The following is an 18914-nucleotide window of genomic DNA, read 5'->3' on the forward strand; positions in this document are numbered from 1 at the left end:
CTTGTACCATTCAGGATTCGACAGCCGGATTAGCAGGTGCAATGAAGCCGAAGATTGCGCCACGTGGCAGGTTAGGGCTGGCCCACAATCTTCCGTTGTGCGCTTCAATAATCGAGCGGCAGATCGACAGCCCAAGGCCCAAACCGCCCGATTTCGTGGTGTAGAAAGCGTCGAACAAGCGCTCAAGATCCGCAGGCGCGAAGCCCGGCCCTGAATCCTGCACCTCGACGCAGACGCCATCGGTTTCGTTGCGGGTACTGATGAGCAGCTCCCGATCTTCCTCGCCCACATCGCGCATTGCTTCGACGGCGTTGATGATCAGGTTGATGATCACTTGTTGCAGTTGAACCCGATCTGCTCGAATGGCTGGCAAGCCCTCGGCGAGCTGCGTCCGGACCGAGACGCCGTTCTTCAAAACTTCGCCACGAGTCAGGGCTATGACCTCAAGCAATGCCTCGTTGATGTCCAGGTCCTCCTTTCGTGGAGGCGCCCTCTTCATAAGGGCCCGGATACGGTCCATCACGTCGCCTGCATGCTTGCCGGCGCTGACGATAAAACCGAGCGTCTGCCGGACCTCCTCCAGATCTGGCGGTTGCGCATCGAGCCAGTTCAAGCCGGCATGTGCGCCGTTTACAACCGCGGCGATCGGCTGTTTGATTTCATGCGCAATGGAGGCCATGAGCTGCCCCATCGTCGCGACCCGGCCCGCGTGGGCCAGCTCCGCCTGCACTTCGCGATAGCGGTGCTCGCTGTCTCGTGCTTCGGCTTCCGCCCGCTTGCGTTCGGTAATATCATTGAAAAGGATTCCGACGCGTCTGCGCTGGGGGTCTTCGACCCGGAAGGCGTAAACGTCATACCAACGTCCGAGTTGCTTGGCTTCATTCTCAAAGCGCATCGGCTCGCCCGTCAGGGCAATCTTGCCGTAAATCTCGAACCAATGCTCTTCGTGCTCTGGCGCGATTTCGCGCATCCGTCTGCCAGCGGCATTCTTGATTCCCGTCTGCCGTTCAAACGATGGGCTGAGTTGCAAAAAATGATAATCGATCGGCTTTTCGTTCTGGTCAAACAAGACTTCAATCGTGCAAAAGCCCTCGTCAATTGACTCGAACAACGTGCGGTAATTCTGTTCCGATTCGCGTAATTCCGCCTCTGCGCGCTTGCGTTCGGTGATGTCCGTCAGGATGCCGTACCATTTGAGAACCGTGCCCTGTTCATCACGTAGTGGCACCGCCCGCACCAAGAACCAGCGGTATTCTCCGTTGGCACTGCGATGGCGGGCCTCGTTTTCGAACGGCTCACCACTTGTCATCGAATGATGCCACTTCGCTACGTGTTGAAGAAGGTCGTCAGGATGAATCGCAGATTGCCACCCCGATCCCGACGTCTCTTCTACGGACAGCCCAGAAAATTCGACCCACTGTCGGTTTGTCCAAATGCTGCTACCGTCGGGCTGCGTCGTAAACGCTATCGCGGGTATCGCCTCAACGGTATCCCGAAGCTCTTTTTCTCTCCGACGCAGCGCATCCTCGGCCCGTTGGCGCGATGCTCGATCGCCTGCCTCGCTCAGCGCGCGCCGCACGGCGGGCACGAGCCGCGACATTCGGGTCTTCAGAACATAGTCGGTGGCCCCGATCTTAAGGGCCTCGATAGCTGCCTCTTCGCCGAGAGTGCCAGAAACGAAGATGAAAGGCAGATTGGGGCGGACACTCAGCGCCAAATTCAACGCGGAGAGTCCGTCGAACGAAGGAAGTTTGTAGTCCGAGAGGATCAGGTCAAATTCGGCATTCTCAAGAGCTGCCAGAAACTCACTGCGACTTTGCACGCAGGTGATGCGACAGATTAAGTGATCGGCTTCAAGGAGCACTTCTATAAGGCCTGCGTCATTGGGGTCATCCTCCAGCAGGAGGATTCCGATTGGCGAACTCATGACACCTTCTTCGCGCTTCCAGGGGGCGGTTGATTTATGATCGCCCAGAACATGCCCAGCTCTTTGACGGCATTGACAAACTCGTGAAAATCCACCGGCTTTACGACGTAAGCGTTCACCCCGAGCTGGTAGGTCGCCAGCATGTCTTTTTCTTCGTGGGATGATGTCAATACGACCACTGGTATCATCTTCAGTTTCGGATCCGATCTGATTTGCTGCAAGACCTCCAATCCGTCCACTTTCGGCAGCTTCAGGTCCAACAGAATAACCGCTGGGTTGTCATCGGCGCGTGACGCGAATTGTTCTCGACAATGCAGATAGTCGAGAGCCTCTTTGCCGTCGCGAGTAATGATCACCTCGTTCGCGAGCTTGTGCTCATCAAGAGCTGTGAGCGTAAGCTCAACATCTCTCGGATCGTCCTCGACGATCAGAATTCGTCCCAGTTCGCTCATGGCGCGTTCGCTATCCTCTTCGCTGGAAGTGTGGCTTTCGGCAGTGAAAAATAAAAAGTTGCGCCTTGATCGACCGCGCCTTCGGCGCGCACCATCCCGCCATGGCGATGAACAATGCGCTGAACGGTTGCTAATCCTATTCCCGTGCCTTCAAACTCGTCAGCCCGATGCAGCCGTTGAAATACCCCGAACAGCTTATTGACGTACTGCATGTCGAAGCCGACGCCGTTGTCTCTCACGAAGATTTCGATCTTGTCTCCATTGGCATCCACAGAGCCAATCTCGATCTTGGCAGGGCGCCGTGTGCCTGAGAACTTGACCGCATTGGAGAGCAGGTTCATCAGAACTAGTTTTAGTAGCGAACGATCTCCATAACAGATCGGAAGTGCATCAATCGTCCAAGAGATATCCTGTCCCTTTGTTTGCGACTCTATCTCGGAAACTGCCTCCTTGACCAACTGCTGGAGGTCCACTGCCGTCGTCCTGCTTTCAGTGCGGCCGATCCGAGAAAACGCCAGCAAATCATCAATCAGGTTGCCCATTCTTTTTCCTGATTCGCGAATCGTCTGTATGTATCTTTGACTCTTGTCGTCCAGCATCGGCGTATGTTTTTGCAGAAGTTCGGAGTAGCCGACGACATGACGCAGGGGTGCCCGCAAGTCGTGCGATACTGAATAGGCAAACGCCTCGAGTTCCTTGTTAGCCGCTGCCAGCTCCGCCGCGCGCAGATTGAGCTGCTGATTGAGCTTGCTAATCGCTGCCTCGCGCCGCTGGCCTTGTTCGAGCTCGGCCTGAAGCCGGTCGCGTGCGTGGCGAAGGGTCTCCTCGATTCTAAGCCGAACAGCGCTGAAGGAGGCAACTATGATCGCCGAGAGAACAAAAACAAGAAAGTACGGGAGGTCTTGCGCTGAAACGTAGAAGGTGTGGACTGGCTCTACAAACATGTAGTTGAAGGCTGCCGTGCCCAACAGGACGGCCACGACGGCAGGCCCGGTCCCCGCGTACCAGGTGACAATACCGATGACGAGTACAAGAACCGGCAGCGCTACATCACGGAACTGGTATTGTTGGATCGCGAGCGCGGCGGCAATCGCGATCCCCACACAAACGACCGCGAACCCATACCGCAGGGGCGGCGACCGGACTCGCTGAAATTCGTTATCCCAATACGCCACGTTCCTCTACTCCGACGCGTATGCACGTGCGGCTTTGGGCAATTAGCCAATTATAGCAGGTTCGGGGCTGATTGTCCGGGCCTGCGAAGCAGGCTCTTCGAGGAGCGCGGGATACTGACGCTACCGCCGCGGCGGCGGAGTTCGAATTATTCTTAGAAGAAGAAATCCTGAACATGCAGTGCGGCTCGATCGAGCCGGCAAAATGGACACGCAACGCCCGCCGGGTCTCTTTCCCTTCTGGCCATGGGCGCAATCGTCTCGATCTATGCGCCGTGCTTGCCGCCAAACAGCAGCAGCGCGCCGGCAACTCCGTAGACGCGATCTAGTTCTGTCGCGTCGCTAATGAGTTGCTAGTTTCGCTGTGCGGTCCAATAGCCGGAGCAGCGTGCGCCGGCCGATTGGCCAGTCCAGGTTCCTCGGCCGGATGCCCCCGACAGCCTTCCCGAGCCCGACGCATACCTATCCTGAACAGTCACTGACGCGCGAACCGCACCAGACTGCGCCACGTAGCCTCTGAACCTTACGAGATTTGGATGGGTGACAACTCCGTTGGTGATGCTGACCGAAAAGTTATAGGTCGGATCGCAGGTGCCGCTTTGAGTCACAAAGATAAGATCCCATGACCCGTCGTAAGCCGAGCGCGCTTGCGCTGCGGAAGCAAACGCAACAAGGCTTGCCACGATGGTCACACGAAGCGAAAGCCTCTTCATAACAACCCCTCCGTGACAGATCACGACCAACCGCGCTTTTGAAACGCCTCGTCTTGCGTTTGCAGTACGGCGGACTTTGACTTGATGCGGACGACATTTCGCGCGATGGCACCGCGACATTCCTCGGTTAACGCGCAGGTGCTGCCGTCGCGAGTAAAGCGCAGCAAAGCGTGCCAAATTGTTGGTCACCAGAAGGCGTGGTTCCGCGCATTTGGAGCGCGGAGGTTCATTGGACGGCTGGCATTTCTCAGCCGATCGGATACGATTTCTTCAGGCCGGAGAGAGGCCGCGCGAATGACGCAAAGCTTGGCTTGGCGGACTCAATCGGAAGACCGAATGCCGGAGGCTCACAAATGGTGCCGCATTCGCAGAATGTCGCGTACTCGGATGGTGGCTCTCAGATCGTGTGGAAGGACGACGAACGTGTCTTTCGGCGTGGCTGGCGATTAGCCGATGATGGCAAGCAGCGCGCTGTGCTGATCGTTGCTCCTGCCGCCGACCACCCATCTCGTTCGAGCCTCGAGCGCCTCACGCACGAATACGAACTGAAGGATGAACTCGACGGAACGTGGGCGGCGCGGCCGCTGGAGCTCGTGCGCGATGCCGACCGGACCGTGCTGCTGCTCGATGATGCGGGCGGCGAGCCGCTCGACCACACGCTCGGCGAGCCCATCGAGGCGGGACGCTTCTTGCGTCTTGCCATTCCTGTCGCGGCGGCGCTAGGCAAGCTTCACCAGCGCGGACTCGTCCACAAGGACATCAAGCCGCGCAACATCCTGCTGAATGAGGCGACCGGCGAAGTGTGGTTGACCGGGTTCGGCATCGCCTCGCGCGTCGTGCGCGAACGTCAGCCACCTCGTCCTCCGGAGACGATCGCCGGCACGCTCGCCTACATGGCGCCGGAACAGACCGGACGGATGAACCGATCAATCGATTCCCGGAGCGACCTCTACGCGCTTGGCGTAACCTTCTACCAGATGCTCACCGGCGCATTGCCGTTTACAGCCACGGATCCGATGGAATGGGTGCACTGCCATCTCGCCAGGCGGCCGGCGCCCCCGATCGAGCGGAAGGAAATCCCAGGTGCCATTTCGGCGATCGTCATGAAGCTGCTCGCGAAGCGGGCCGAAGACCGCTATCAGACGGCCGCCGGTCTCGAAAGCGACCTTCGCCGTTGCCGAGCCGAATGGGAGGCGGAGCAGCGGATCGACGACTTTCCACTTGGCGAACAGGACACGCCCGACCGGCTACTGATTCCCGAGAAGCTCTACGGGCGGCGGCGCGAAGTCGAGACCCTGCTCGCCGCCTTCGACCGCGTCGTCGACGGTGGCGCCCCGGAATTGGTCCTGGTCTCGGGCTATTCCGGCATCGGCAAATCCTCGGTCGTGAACGAATTACAGCCGGTGTTGGTACTGCCGCGGGGGCTTTTCGCCTCCGGCAAGTTCGATCAGTACAAACGAGATATTCCCTATGCGACATTAGCACAGGCCTTTCAGAGCCTGATCCGGCAACTTCTCGGAAAGAGCGAAGCCGAACTGCGCGAGTGGCGTGAGGTATTGCTCGAGGCGCTGGGGTCCAACGGGCAGCTCATCATCGATCTCGTCCCGGAACTGCAGGTCATCATCGGCGAGCAACCGCCGCTGCCAGAACTTCCGCCGCAACGTGCGCAAAAACGTTTCCAGCTCGTGTTCCGCCGTTTTATCGGCGTCTTCGCGCGACCCGAGCACCCGCTGGCTCTCTTTCTGGACGACTTGCAGTGGCTCGACGCGGCTACCCTCGACTTGATCGAGGATTTGATGACGCAGTTCGACGTGCAACACCTCTTACTGATCGGCGCATATCGGGACAATGAGGTCGATTCAACCCATCCACTGACGCGCAAGCTGCACGCTATCCGCAAAGCAGGAGTGCGGGTGCACGAATTTGTCCTTTCGCCGCTCGCACGCGATGATCTGGGGAGTTTGATCGCAGATGCGATCCGCAGCCATCCGGCCTCGGTTGCGGAGCTCGCCCAATTGGTCCACGACAAGACGGGTGGAAATCCTTTCTTCGCCATCCAATTCCTCTCCACTCTTGCAGATGAGGAACTGGTCGCGTTCGATCATGCCACGGGGAGCTGGTCATGGGACCTCGCGCGCATTCACTCAAAGGGCTATACCGACAACGTCGTGGACCTCATGGTTCGCAAGTTGAGCCGTCTGCCAGCTGAAACGCGGACGGCGCTCACAAGGTTCGCTTGCCTTGGAAATATCGCGCCAACGGCCACACTCTCGCTCGTCCAGGGCACATCGGAGGAGCAGGTTCACCGAGATCTCTGGGAGGCTGTGCGCCAGGAGTTTATCGAGCGTCTCGACGGCTCCTACAAATTCATGCACGACCGAATCCACGAAGGCACCTATTCGCTGATCTCGAAAGAATGGCGCCCCGAAGAGCATCTTCGAATCGGAAGGCTGATCCTCCTGCACACAAGCGGCGAGAAGCGTGAGGAGAGTATCTTCGACATCGTCAACCAGCTCAACCGCGCCGCGGCCCTGATTACCTCGCGGGAGGAGCGCGAACAATTGGCCGCGCTGAATTTGATCGCAGGAAAGCGCGCCAAGGCGTCCGCAGCGTACGCTGTTGCGCTTACCTATCTGATTGTAGGTGGAGAACTGCTGGCGGACGACCGCTGGCAACAGTGCCGCGAGCTTACCTTCGAGCTTGAGCTCAACCGCGCCGAATGTGAATTTCTGACCGGTGACTTCCGTGCGGCGGAGCGGCGCCTGGAGAACATGTCGGCGTTCACCGCCGGCGCGGTCGAGCAAGCTCTCGTCGCCTGCTTGGGGATCGATCTCTATTCGGCACTCGCCCGCAGCGACCGAGCGGTTCAGGTCGCTCTCGATTATCTCCGCCAACGCGGTATCCACTGGTCGCCACACCCAGTGGACGCCGAAGTACGGCTGGAATACGATCGCATCTGGTCACTACTTGGCCCCCGTACGATCGAGGAACTCGTCAACCTTCCCCCGATGACCGATCCTGAGTCCCTTGCGATCGTCGACGTCCTGACCAGAGTCGGGCCGGCGGCGCAATTTACGGACAAAAACCTCCATGCGCTCGCCTCCTGCAAGGCAATCAATTTGAGCCTCGAGAAGGGCAATAGCGACAGCTCCTGCGGCGCATATGTCTTGGTCGCGACTATCGCGGGCCGTGACTTCGGTGACTACAAGGACGCCATTCGTTTCGGGCGGCTGGGGTGTGATCTGGTGGAGCAGCGCGGTCTCAAGCGTTTGCAGCCCGCTACCTATTGTTGGTTCGGGGGCCTTGTCCAGACCTGGGCGGAACACTTTCGATCCTGCAGGGATATGTTGCGCCGGACGTTCTCAGTTGCCAATGAGATCGGCGATCTCGGTTACGCTGTGTACAGCTCGAGCATCCTTATCTCCAATCTTCTCTGCGCGGGGGATCCGCTGGCGGAGGTCGAGCGCGAAGCCGAGCTTAACTTCGCGTTCGCGCAGCATGCCCGTTTCGGGTTCATGGTCGACACGTCCAGGGCGCATCTCGGGCTCATCCGGACGCTCCGTGGTCTTACGCGCGCGTTCGGCCGCTTCGACTACGGGGATTTCGACGAAAGCGAGTTCGAGGGCCAACTCCCGAGTAGCGCAGGTCAAGGCATTGCGGCTTGCTGGTGGTGGATCCGAAAGCTGCAGGCGCGGTTCTTTGCGAGCGACTACGTAGCGGCGCTCGAGGCTGCCACCAACGCGGAGAAGCTGCTGTGGGCCCAGCCTACAGAATTTGCGAGGTCAGACTATGGCTTTTTCGCCGCGCTTTCTCACGCCGCTTGCTGCGGCCCCGACAACGAAGGCAATCGTGAACGGCACCTCGAGGCGATGGCCGGCCGTCACCTTCAATTCGAAATCCTTGCGGAGAGTTGCCCGGACAATTTCGCGCACCGCGCCGCGCTGCTCGGTGCTGAGATTGCACGTATCGAGGGGCGCCCGCTCGATGCCATGAACCTTTACGAGCGCGCCATCGCGTCGGCACGCGCAAATAGCTTCGTGCACGACGAAGCGCTTGCCTATGAGTTGGCCGCTCGCTTTTACTCGGCGCGCGGCTGTCAGGAGATCTCACATCTGTATTTGGGGAACGCACGGCGTAACTATCTACGATGGGGGGCCGATGGAAAGGTGCGGCAACTCGATCAGCTGCATCCGTGGCTGAGGGCCGACGAACGAGCTCCGGGTTCAACGGGAACGATCGAAGCACCGGTCGAATATCTCGATCTCGCGACGATGATCGAAGTCTCGCAGGCGCTCTCTGGCGAGATGGTGCTGGAAAAGCTCATCGACAAACTTATGCGCGCAGCCCTCGAGCACGCCGGCGCTGAACGTGGTCTTCTGATTGTCCCGCGAGGTGATGAGCTGCAGATACAGGCGGAAGCGATCGCCAGTGGAGAGAATGTAGCCGTGCATCTGCGCGACGCCTCCTACAGCACAGCCGCGTTGCCGGAGTCGTTGGTTCGTTATGGAACGCGCACGCATGAGACGGTGATTCTTGACGACGCTTCATCTCAGCAGGGATTTTCTGATCCCTATCTTGGTCAGTGTCGTGTCCGCTCAATTCTCAGTTTGCCGTTGATCAATCAGGGAAAGCTCACCGGTATTCTCTACCTGGAGAACAATCTGGCACCAGGCGTCTTCACGCCCGATCGCGTCGCCTTATTGAAGATGCTGGCGTCGCAGGCCGCAATCTCGCTCGAAAATTCGCGGCTTTATCGCGACCTCGCGGATCGGGAAGGAAAGATTCGGCGTTTGGTCGACGCCAACATCATCGGGATATTCATTGCCGATCGCGAAGGTCGGATTCTTGAAGCCAATGACGCGTTCCTGCGTATCTTGGGATATGACCGCGAAGACGTGGCTTTAGGCCGGGTGCACTGGACTGAGTTGTCCCCGCCGGAATGGCGCGAGCGCGACCTGCGCACGCGCGCACAGCTGGACGCAACGGGGATCGTTCCACCCTTCGAGAAGGAGTATTTTCGGAAAGATGGCAGTCGCGTTCCCGTGCTTATTGGCGCCACGCTTTTCAAACAAGGCGGCGACGAGGGTGTTGCGTTCGTGCTCGATTTGACCGAACGCAAACGTGCGGAGGAAGCGCTACGTGAGAGCGAGCGAAGTTTGCGTTCGGCAATTGACGGGATACCGGGTTTCGTTGCGGTTCTAGCCCCGAATGGCGACGTCGAAGCCGTGAATCGTCAAATCGTCGAGTATTTTGGCCGACCAGTCGAAGAGCTGAGGAGCTGGGGAATAAACGGAATGGTACATCCCGAGGATCTTCCCCATCTCGCTGAAGTGTTTGCGAGATCGATCGCCTCCGGGACTCCCTACGAACTCGAACAGCGCCTGCAGCGCGTCGACGGAGAATATCGGTGGTTTGAGAGTCGCACTGTTCCAATTCGCGATGACTCTGGACGCGTTGCCCGTTGGTACATTCTCCTGACAGACATCGAGGATCGCAAACGAGCACTGGCACGGCTGCAGCAGATGGAATCGGATTTCGCTCACATGAACCGCGTGAGCATGATGGGCGAATTGGCTGCCTCGCTTTCCCATGAAATCACGCAACCGATTGCCAGCGCACGCAACAATGCCCGAGCGGCCCAGAATTTTCTGAAGATGGAGCCGCCAGACGTGGGGGAGGTCAGCGAGGCACTCTCCTGTGTCGTCGGGGACACAGATCGAGCCGGAGACATCATCGATCGCATCCGAGAGCAAATCAAAAAAGCGCCGCCGCGAAAAGAGCGGTTTGATCTCAACGCGGCGATCAACGAAGTGATCGCGTTAGCGCAAAGCGCGACCGTCAGGAATGGCGTGTCGGTCCAGACCCGGCTTTCGGAGGGGTTGCTTCCGGTTCTGGGGGACCGCGTTCAGCTGCAACAAGTCTTGCTGAATTTGATTCTCAACGCGGCTGAATCAATGAGCTCGGTTGAAGAGGGAGCAAGAGGGATGTTGATCAGCACCGATCAGGACGAGGCAGGCGCCCTCGTGGCCGTGCGCGATTCAGGGCCGGGCATTGATCCTGCGCATCTCGATAGGATCTTCGATGCCTTCTACACGACGAAGTCGAGTGGGACAGGCATGGGGCTGTCGATATGCCGCTCCATCATCCAAGCTCACGGGGGCAAGCTGTGGGCGGGAGCGAACGAGCCCGGCGGCGCTGTATTCCAGTTCACCTTGCCCGATACCGAAAGAGAGCTCACGACTGCGTTTCAGGCGAGCCATCGGAGTTGAAAGCCGCGCTAACACATCGCGTGAGTTGGTCCTCGTCTACCGGCTTGCGCAGGTAACACAAGACGCCGTCGTTTAGCGCGCGAGCCCGGTCGACGTCATTGGGAAATGCCGTCACAAGGATCGTCGGAATTGCGTGGCCCGCATCGATAAGGCGCCGGCAGAGTTCGAGCCCGGTCATGGCGGGCATATGAATGTCGGTGATCAGGCATGCTGTTTCGGAGAGGCGCGGGGAGGCGAGAAATTCGGTTGCTGACGAGAAAACGTCGACCGTATGGCCCAAGGATCTCATGAGCCTGCACATTGACTCTCGAAAGAACCGATCATCGTCGACGACCGAAACTAGTACCTTTTTCATCATGCCCTTATGCCATTCGCAGGCCCCTTCGTGCGGGCAGCTAACGGTGCCGTAGATCCGCGTGGGATGGCTTGACTTGCGTCAAGAATGCCATCGATGCAATGCCGATGCGCCTAAACTTTGGCTTATGCCGACGGAGAAGGGAGTCCTGGCAGCCATCGCTTGGGACGCAGAACTCCGCGCCGGACGAACGTGATCGCTGGTTTCATACCCGGCGACCTCAGGGTCACGTCCGGGCCTTGTAAGCCTTCGTATCGCTGCCCGCCTCCTTTGGATGCCCGTTTTCGACCTGCGCTCAATTGAGGTGCTGGTGACAATCCTCCTAGTCTGCATGCATCCGAAATGCGCAGGGGCCAAAAGGAGAGAACAATGGCTTACCGCTTGGAAACTCACGGGTCTGACAGGTCCACTCGATGCGCAATCTGTGATGGCAAGTTCGGTCTCGTCCGGCATTATTCGTGGCGAACCACGCTTTGCTCCAAGGAGTGCGTCGACCGCTTCGCAGCTCGCCGCCAAAGTGACCGTAATTGGTTGGGCTTGCTCCAAATGCCCTTCGACCAGTCGCCCGAACACCGCGCGAGGGCGTCATGACGCTTCAGATCTCACCACGAGGCAAGCAGTATCTGAAGACCGCGCAGACTTTGCTCCGCACCGCCAAAACCATGACTGACCTGGCGATTGCGGGTCAGCTAAGGGCTCTTGCCGACGATTACGAACGGCGAGCTGAGAAGGCTGCCCGCGATGATGCGGCCAAGGCACTCGCTCGATCGGCTGTCAGCGCTGAAGGCGAATGGCTTGCATGAGGTGATGGGCGTCGCTCAGCTGCGATCGGGCGAGCCATAGATCCTAAAGTCGATCCACGCCTCGGACGGGTGCGCTGTGTCAGGTCGTAAACTTTGGTGTACCCCACGCGCATGCTTTGGGAACAATGGGGCTGTTCAGGTTCTGGGATTAGGACTAGAAATGCGCGATCTGGCCGAAAACGAAGATACAGGCTCATTTTCGCGGTCCCTTCGAGCAGCAGCGATGCCTGACGCCACCTCCACCGTGCTGGTCGTCGACGACGACCCGGACCTCCGCGCGTCGGTCGGGCGGCTACTGCGATCGCTCGGCATCGATGTTCAGCTATTTGCGTCCATTTCCGAGTTCCTCAAGTCCGATCTCCCGGATTGCCCCGCCTGCCTGGTGCTCGACATCAGAATGCCTGGCCAAAGCGGCCTCGATCTTCAGCGCGAGCTCGTTACGGCAAATAGGGAAATCCCGATTATCTTCGTCACAGGACATGGTGACATACCAATGTCCGTGCAGGCGATGAAAAGGGGCGCCATCGAGTTCCTGACCAAGCCGTTCCGCGACCAGGATCTCCTCGACGCCATTGAGCTCGGTCTCTCTCGTGATCGTGCACGGCGGGAAAATGAGAAGGACTTGGTCGCTCTCAGGGAGCGCTTCGGGTCGCTGAGCCCCAGGGAGCGCGAGATCATGATTCAGGTCGCCCGCGGCCGTCTGAGCAAACAGATTGCCCACGATATCGGCATCGCCGAAGCCACCGTGAAGGTGCATCGCAGCAGGGCGATGCAGAAGATGCAGGCCGGTTCGCTTCCCGAGCTCGGCCGGATGGCTGACAAGCTCAAGCTGGTACCTGATAGGCCGCAACGCTCCTGAGCTGTCCCATTGCGTGGCGCGCAATTGGCGCGCTCAGGGGTCCAACTTCAGCAAGTCGTGCCTACCTCGTTCTCAACGCCTTGCAGGCGATGGGGGCAGTTACTGGCCGCGCTCAACAGGTGCTAATCACCACCCGCCAGATCGAATTGAATGATCTGTACGTTGGGGTTCAGGATACCGGCGTCGGGCTCAGTCTGGAGACCCTCCCACGTTTCTTTGAACCATTCTACACCACAAAACCCGACGGCATGGGAATGGGACTAACAATCTGCCGTCCAATCGTCGAATTCCATGGCGGATGACCTGTTGGTCAGCGCGAGCCAGCCACGCGGGTTCTGTTTCAGTTTGCGATCCCTGCTCGACCGTTATGATCAACCGATTGCCTAGCAGCACTTTGGCGCCATTTGCCGAGCTTTACCCCCGGCGCCTTGGCGCATGCCGGTAAGTAGCCCAATACGCCCGGCAATAGAACGACGCACTCAAAGTCGATGGTGATGCGAATGTTTGGAACTGTCGCAACGACCAACATCAAGGAAGGCAAATGCGCGGACTTCGAAAAGGTCGCGACTGAACTCGTCAAGAAGGTCAACGAAAACGAGAAGGGTTGTCTGCTATATCAGCTCTACCACGGTGAAATGCCGAATACCTATGTGTTCATGGAGCGTTACGCCGATCAGGCAGCGGTCGATGCCCATCTCAGCACAGAATATTTCAAGACGCTCATGGGGGCGATGGCTGAATTCATGGACGGCAAGCCGGCCATCCACCGGTTGAAGCAGGTCGAGACGTAAGACGAACTACGAGGCGACGTCTCGCGACATATTGCGCGGCCGCGCCAATTTGGTCGCTAACGGAGCAAAGCGGGTGCGGCGCCGTCGCGTCAGACCATCGCGTTTTCCGATACACCGCCTACGATTGACCAGGCTGTTCGTCACGAGCCGGCGCACACTTTCCGAAATTGGGTCGACGAGGTAGCTCGCAGATCAAGAAGGGCTCTCGCGTATTTTGGCAGATCCCTCGATTGCCTCTTGCAACTGCCGGCTCACAGGTTCGGTTCCGCCGCGATTCTCTGCCCTGCGCGTTTGAGCAAAGCCAAATCCGGATAGCCGAGCACTTGGTGATCCGCATGGAGTGACGTTGTCGCAGGATGACGACTGGCTCCATTGCAGGTCGGTAGGGCGCGAATGCACGGAAAAGAGAGGCGCACTACCGAATCCAAATGCAGCCAATTATGCGCTGGTTTATCGATCACGGGCGCCGCGCATAAGCGCGTTAGCGACAGGAATGTCAGGCCTCGTCGATCCGGCCCGAGCAATCACAATGCGCGGCCCAACTCCTCCACTCGGCTTGTAAATCTAGGTTTAGGCAACGCGACTAAATCTGTCATTGCGCGCGACCCACGTGGAATAGCTCGCGGCGCTCCAAATCGTCAGATTACGGTCAGTGGCATCTTTGCGGGATCAGCCTGCCAAAGCACGCGAGGTCATAATGCGCGCATCAGCTTCGACTGCAGCTTTCGGACGCTTGGAGCGATTTCATCCCGAACCGGAGCTGGACGCCGGGCGCACCGCTCAGGCTTTCGAGGCGGCTACACCGCACTCCAATAAACGAAGCGGATCGGCCGGCGCCGCCCCAGCCGACGTTTCCTTCGGACCATTTCGCCTGCTTCCGACGCAGTTTCTTCTACTGGAAGAAGACAAGCCCGTGTGCCTCGGAAGTCGTGCTCTTGAGATCCTGATTGCTTTGCTCGAACGCCGCGGTGAGCTGGTCAGTAAGCAGGAGCTGATGGCCCGGGTCTGGCCCAATGTCTTTGTCGAGCCTGCGAACCTCACGGTCCATATATCCGCGCTGCGTCGTGCGTTGCGTGACGGCCGGGACGGACATCGGTTCATCGTCAACGTCCCTGGGCGTGGCTACTGTTTCGTCGCCTCGGTCGATGTATCGGGGCGTGACAACTGAGCGCGAGTGACGAAGCATCGGCAGAGGCACGACCGTGATCGCGACAATGTCCGAGCAGCCGCACATAGTAGCGAATATTCCGGTCAGCTCCTGGAGCTTCGCCCTTCGCGTCTGGCTGGCTACCATCCTCGCCTTGTTCGTGAGCTTTTGGCTGCAGCTCGAATCGCCGACGACGGCCGCGCTTACGGTTGCGGTTCTCGCCGAACCAACCCGCGGCCAGGCGCTGGACAAGGCAGGTTTTCGATTGCTTGCCACTGTGGTGGGCGTAACAGTGTCAATCGCAATCACGGGCCTCTTCTCGCAGGCGAGAGACCTGATCCTCGTGGCGTTTGCAGCGTGGCTTGGCATTTGCGTCTTTGCGGCAAAGCTCTTGGACGGCTATCGGGCTTATGCAGCGGTGCTGTCCGGATATACCGTCGCATTTATTGCGACACAGCAGATCGACAATCCGCAGCACGTGTTTGAATCCGGCATGGCGCGTGGCGCCGCAATCGCGGTCGGCATTCTTTCGATCGCCGTGGTGAACACGTTCATGTTTGCTCCAGACCGCCAACCGCGCATGGTCGCGCAGCTGGCGGCGATCCATCGCCGCATCCGCGCTTATGCAAGCGCTGCCTTCCGCGGCGAACCAGGCAACTCAATGACATTCCTGACGCTGCTGCGAGAAATTGTGGCGCTCCGGCCGGAGATCGCAAGCCTGGCTCCGGAGTCGACCAGCGGCTCGGTCAGGAGCGCTGCCGCCCGCAGCACCGCGGTTTCGCTAATCTCCGAATTACAGGCTGCGCGGACCTTGAGCAGCGGTTGTGTTCGCGGCGGGGACGCTCGAACCGAAGTCTCGGCACGGAACGAGTTCGTTCGACGGGACGAAGAGGTTCGACAAGAGCTGATCGCTCTGAGATCGGTCAAGTGGCCGCTACTATCGTGGCGTGCACCCTTGTATCGCTCCTATCGAATTGCCGCGGAAAGCGGTCTCCGCGCCTCTCTATGGTTTGCAATGGGCTCGGCCTTCTACGTTTGGGCCGGGTGGCCAGCGGCGAGCGTTTCCCTGTCTTTCGTGGCGCTGATGATCGGATTAGGGGCCACAACTCCGAATCCGCGCGGCTTCACCGCGATCGCGCTTGCTGCTGCGCCGATCGCAATTGTCCTAACCGGCATACTCGAGTTCATCATCCTCGATGGCGCCGACGCCTTTCCTCTGCTGGCCACCGGTCTCGCTCCCCTTACGGTCGGTGCAGCACTCCTCATCACCTCCAAAAGACTTCTGTGGTCATCACTTGGTCGCACCATTCTACCTTACACCATGCTCATCCTGGCGCCGAGTAATCCCCAGACCTACAATCCGCAGGCCTTCCTCTTCACGTCTGCGTTTATTGTAGCGGCAGCTGCATTCCTGCTTGCGGCGCAAACACTAATTCCCCCGGTATCCGATGACAAACGCAGGATGCAGCTTCTAGCGGAGGCTCGCAGCGAGCTGCAGAAACCTGTCTTCGGGAATGGAGAAGCGCCCGAAGAAGCAACATTCCGGGACGCTTCGCGGATAGCGCAGTTTCTCGCTGCCGGGGGAGCGCAGGACAGTCGCGCCCTCGCGAAAATACTCACTTGCTTCGACCAATCGGCGATGCTCCGGCATTGCGATGCGCAGCTGATGAAATTCGCCGACGGGTCACTTGCGCCACTCGCAGACGAAACGCGCGCGGCGATCATCAAGCGAGATACGGCCGCCTTGCGCGCTATTGCCCACCGAATTCGTGAGCAGGCTGCGCAGAACGATTCGATCCAGGTAGATGTCGCGGCATGCCTTGTCCTTGCAAGCAACATCTTTGATCGGAGCCAAAATCTCGATTTGTCGGAGGCAGTCTGATGGCACACACCTTTGCAGAGTTCGTGGTCGGAGGCGTTCTGATGGCGCCACTTGTAACCTACCTGGTGATAGCTCTCGTCGTGATCATTATGCTTCGGCCGGTTTTGCATGTCGTCGGTTTTGCGAAGATGTTCAGTCACGGCGCAATCGCAGAGTTGAGCGTCTATGTGACGGTTCTCGGCCTATTGATTCTGTTGTTCTAGAGGAGGGCGCCATGGATGCGGTCGTTCATGATGAGACTGTTCGAGAAGACGCGATGCAGGCAATCGTTGCGCGTACTTCGCTGATTGACCCTGAGGAGCCGGCTCGCCAGGCGAGCGAGTTCGACCAGATCTTCCTAAGGGTATCGGAAGGTCACCGGGAGGACGAACAACTTGCCCCGGCCCCAGCGAAATCAATCCCACCGCGGCGAGACAATGGCTGGCGAACCGTGCGGCTTCTGTTGCGCAGGCTGGCGACGGTCGGAATGGTCGCAGTTGCTGCCGCGGCCGCTCTCGTAACGTGGGACCAGTACAACGCCGGGCCGTGGACGCGAGATGGGCGAGTGCGAGTGCAAGTTGCAAGTGTGGCGCCGGACGTTTCCGCAAAAATCAAAGAGCTGCGAGTCACCGACAATCAATTCGTTCGCAGGGGTGACATCTTGTATGTCATCGATCCGTTCGATTTCGAAGTCGCGCTGCGTGCAAACAAAGCGGCCCTACAGCAAAAGATGGCCGATTTGAACGTGAAGGAGTTGCAGTCTGAGCGGCGAAGCCGCTTGTCTGATTTATCTGCGTCCGTTGAACAGAAGCAGGTCTATGAGGGAAATGCGCTTCAGGCAAAGGCCGCCGTCGATGCGGCCCAGGAGCAGGTGCGGCAGGCGGAGAACAATCTGCGGAACACCGAGGTGCGCAGTCCGGTGAATGGCATCGTCACCAATCTCATGCTCCGAAAGGGAGACTATGCGCATCAAGGTACGGCCAACGTCTCCATCATCGACACGGACAGCTATTGGGTGGACGGCTACTTCGAGGAAACAAAGCTGGCCCGGCTGTGCGTGGGTGACCGCGCCGAAGCGAAGTTGATGGGCTACTCTGAGCCCGTAATAGGTCACATCGCAACGGTGACGCGCGGCGTCAGCGTTTCCAATGCAGCGGCTGCGACACAGGGGCTGCCCAACGTCGATCCGGTTTACACCTGGGTACGGTTGGCCCAGCGAGTGCCGGTCCGGATCGCGATCGATTACGTGCCTGCCGGTGTGCCTTTGGTGTCGGGTTTGACCGCAACGGTCACGATCCGGGACGGCCAGGACGGGACGCTTTTGCAAAGAATCCGCGCGGAACTCGTGACCAGCTTCTTCGGATTGATCGGCGAAGCTTCGGCGCGGCCGGGCTGCATTCCGAGCCCTTCATCTCCGTAGTCGTAGAAAGCGGCTATTGCAGCGCACGTGACCGTGTCAGCTCTCCACCGAGTGTGGTGCTGCCTCTCTCGCTAAGAGAGGTGGCACCTCTGCCGCGTGCGAAATCGTCTCTCACGTTCTTTTAAGCCAAGGTTTATGTGGGGCAACCACAGCCGTACTCGAAGCGACTCGCGTGCAATAGAACATAGACCTGAAGAATGTAAGTCTCCTCTCAACAACTCGCTTTATGGAGTGCGCTGATGAGGAGAATCGCCGTTCTCATTGTTTCTGCCGCGATTAACGCATCTACGATTCCTGCGGTCGCGGCGGGCTGCGCCTCAAACAAGAACATCGACGGCTCTTGTGCTCGCTTGGCGGCGGTACAAAGCCAACTCGACAACACCGCCGACAAAGAGAAGCGCTGTCGCGCCTACGCCACCTCATTCTATGAATCGGTGGTGTTGCGACAAGCCGCTGCCAACCGCGTCGACGGCGCGCAGGTGTTGGCTGCAATCGATTCAGTGATCAACGCGTTCAACGACCTGTTGGCGACGAAGTGCGGCGGTTGAGCAACACTATTCCTCCGAAAATCGTGATCCGCGAGGTGCTCAAATGATCCTCTTTCCTCTCTTGGCTACCTGGATGTGGTTCCAGATCTTAGCAGCGTCGCCCCTCCCATCATCGCGACCTCTCCTTGAGGACTCGAGCGACGCGTGCCTCTCGCTGCTCCCCATCCCATTCAATGGAGACTGAACATGACCCAGGTCTACTTCCACTGCTCCAACACGAAGAAGGTTTTCGTCGATCGCCGCGGCGCCGTGGTGGACGATCTTGCCGAGGCCCGCGATCATGCGACCCGCGTCGTGCAATCCTTTACCAATGAGAGCAGTCTCGAAGACTGGCGTGACTGGATCTTGCACGTCAGCGACGACCAGGGTGATGAGCTCTTTGTTGTCCCTTTCACTTTTGTGCTCGGCAAGCCGCACTGAGGTCCTCATGACAGTTCAGTCACTCTCCAATAGCACGCTGTATTGCTCGTTCTGCGGCAAGAGCCAGCACGAAGTCCGCAAACTGATCGCGGGTCCCACTGTCTTCATCTGCGACGAGTGCGTCGAGCTCTGCATGGACATCATCCGTGAGGAGAACAAGTCCTCGCTGGTGAAGTC

17 protein-coding genes are annotated in these 18914 nt (G+C 58.8%); 13 read left to right on the forward strand and 4 right to left on the reverse strand.

What is annotated here, in order from left to right; genetic code table 11:
- Positions 1 to 10: 10 nt before the first annotated feature.
- From Q2941_RS34340 to Q2941_RS34350, 3 genes are read right to left on the reverse strand one after another with little or no spacing between them, the layout of a single operon-like run.
- On the reverse strand, positions 11 to 1927 hold the full coding sequence (locus Q2941_RS34340; RefSeq protein ID WP_458195197.1) for a PAS domain-containing sensor histidine kinase: 1917 nt from the start codon (positions 1925 to 1927) through the stop codon (positions 11 to 13).
- Positions 1924 to 2379, reverse strand: a complete 456-nt coding sequence (locus tag Q2941_RS34345; RefSeq protein ID WP_458195198.1) for a response regulator — start codon at positions 2377 to 2379, stop codon at positions 1924 to 1926. The genes Q2941_RS34340 and Q2941_RS34345 overlap by 4 nt, the downstream gene beginning before the upstream one ends.
- Positions 2376 to 3554, reverse strand: coding sequence for a sensor histidine kinase (locus tag Q2941_RS34350; protein ID WP_458195199.1), 1179 nt, complete (start codon positions 3552 to 3554; stop codon positions 2376 to 2378). The genes Q2941_RS34345 and Q2941_RS34350 overlap by 4 nt, the downstream gene beginning before the upstream one ends.
- Before the next feature lie 71 nt (positions 3555 to 3625).
- Here Q2941_RS34350 and Q2941_RS34355 point away from each other — a divergent pair, with 71 nt between their 5' ends.
- Together Q2941_RS34355 and Q2941_RS34360 are read left to right on the forward strand one after the other, a co-directional pair.
- The gene (locus Q2941_RS34355) at positions 3626 to 3880 is read left to right on the forward strand and encodes a hypothetical protein (RefSeq protein ID WP_458195200.1); all 255 of its coding nucleotides are present in this window, start codon (positions 3626 to 3628) and stop codon (positions 3878 to 3880) included.
- A gap of 737 nt (positions 3881 to 4617) precedes the next feature.
- The gene (locus Q2941_RS34360; RefSeq protein WP_458195202.1) at positions 4618 to 10533 is read left to right on the forward strand and encodes an AAA family ATPase; all 5916 of its coding nucleotides are present in this window, start codon (positions 4618 to 4620) and stop codon (positions 10531 to 10533) included.
- On the opposite strand, the gene Q2941_RS34365 is transcribed toward Q2941_RS34360, so the two are convergent.
- Positions 10499 to 10891 (reverse strand): response regulator transcription factor, encoded by a 393-nt coding sequence (locus tag Q2941_RS34365; RefSeq protein WP_458195203.1) that lies wholly within the window; start codon positions 10889 to 10891, stop codon positions 10499 to 10501. The two genes, Q2941_RS34360 and Q2941_RS34365, sit on opposite strands and share 35 nt — an antisense overlap.
- A 584-nt stretch (positions 10892 to 11475) precedes the next feature.
- Between Q2941_RS34365 and Q2941_RS34370 the strand changes: the two genes are divergently transcribed.
- From Q2941_RS34370 to Q2941_RS34420, 11 genes are all read left to right on the forward strand, one after another.
- Positions 11476 to 11691 (forward strand): hypothetical protein, encoded by a 216-nt coding sequence (locus tag Q2941_RS34370; protein ID WP_458195204.1) that lies wholly within the window; start codon positions 11476 to 11478, stop codon positions 11689 to 11691.
- A 223-nt stretch (positions 11692 to 11914) separates the two neighbouring features.
- On the forward strand, positions 11915 to 12550 hold the full coding sequence (locus tag Q2941_RS34375; RefSeq protein ID WP_458195214.1) for a response regulator transcription factor: 636 nt from the start codon (positions 11915 to 11917) through the stop codon (positions 12548 to 12550).
- 23 nt (positions 12551 to 12573) lie between these two features.
- Complete coding sequence (locus tag Q2941_RS34380; RefSeq protein WP_458195215.1) at positions 12574 to 12852, forward strand: ATP-binding protein; 279 nt, start codon at positions 12574 to 12576, stop codon at positions 12850 to 12852.
- 198 nt (positions 12853 to 13050) lie between these two features.
- Positions 13051 to 13341, forward strand: a complete 291-nt coding sequence (locus tag Q2941_RS34385) for a putative quinol monooxygenase (RefSeq protein WP_458195205.1) — start codon at positions 13051 to 13053, stop codon at positions 13339 to 13341.
- A gap of 697 nt (positions 13342 to 14038) precedes the next feature.
- On the forward strand, positions 14039 to 14509 hold the full coding sequence (locus Q2941_RS34390; protein WP_458195206.1) for a winged helix-turn-helix domain-containing protein: 471 nt from the start codon (positions 14039 to 14041) through the stop codon (positions 14507 to 14509).
- A gap of 46 nt (positions 14510 to 14555) precedes the next feature.
- Complete coding sequence (locus tag Q2941_RS34395; protein ID WP_458195207.1) at positions 14556 to 16370, forward strand: FUSC family protein; 1815 nt, start codon at positions 14556 to 14558, stop codon at positions 16368 to 16370.
- Positions 16370 to 16573, forward strand: coding sequence for a DUF1656 domain-containing protein (locus Q2941_RS34400; protein ID WP_458195208.1), 204 nt, complete (start codon positions 16370 to 16372; stop codon positions 16571 to 16573). The genes Q2941_RS34395 and Q2941_RS34400 overlap by 1 nt, the downstream gene beginning before the upstream one ends.
- Positions 16574 to 16584: 11 nt before the next feature.
- Complete coding sequence (locus Q2941_RS34405) at positions 16585 to 17769, forward strand: HlyD family secretion protein (RefSeq protein WP_458195209.1); 1185 nt, start codon at positions 16585 to 16587, stop codon at positions 17767 to 17769.
- Between the two features lie 239 nt (positions 17770 to 18008).
- The gene (locus tag Q2941_RS34410; protein ID WP_458195210.1) at positions 18009 to 18317 is read left to right on the forward strand and encodes a hypothetical protein; all 309 of its coding nucleotides are present in this window, start codon (positions 18009 to 18011) and stop codon (positions 18315 to 18317) included.
- A gap of 186 nt (positions 18318 to 18503) precedes the next feature.
- Positions 18504 to 18737 carry a DUF6894 family protein gene (locus tag Q2941_RS34415; RefSeq protein ID WP_458195211.1) on the forward strand — a complete coding sequence of 78 codons (234 nt, stop codon included), beginning with the start codon at positions 18504 to 18506 and terminating at the stop codon, positions 18735 to 18737.
- Between the two features lie 7 nt (positions 18738 to 18744).
- Positions 18745 to 18914: ClpX C4-type zinc finger protein (locus tag Q2941_RS34420; RefSeq protein WP_458195216.1), on the forward strand; the 170-nt coding region annotated here is incomplete at its 3' end.

The sequence above is a fragment of the Bradyrhizobium sp. UFLA05-153 genome (assembly GCF_054185185.1).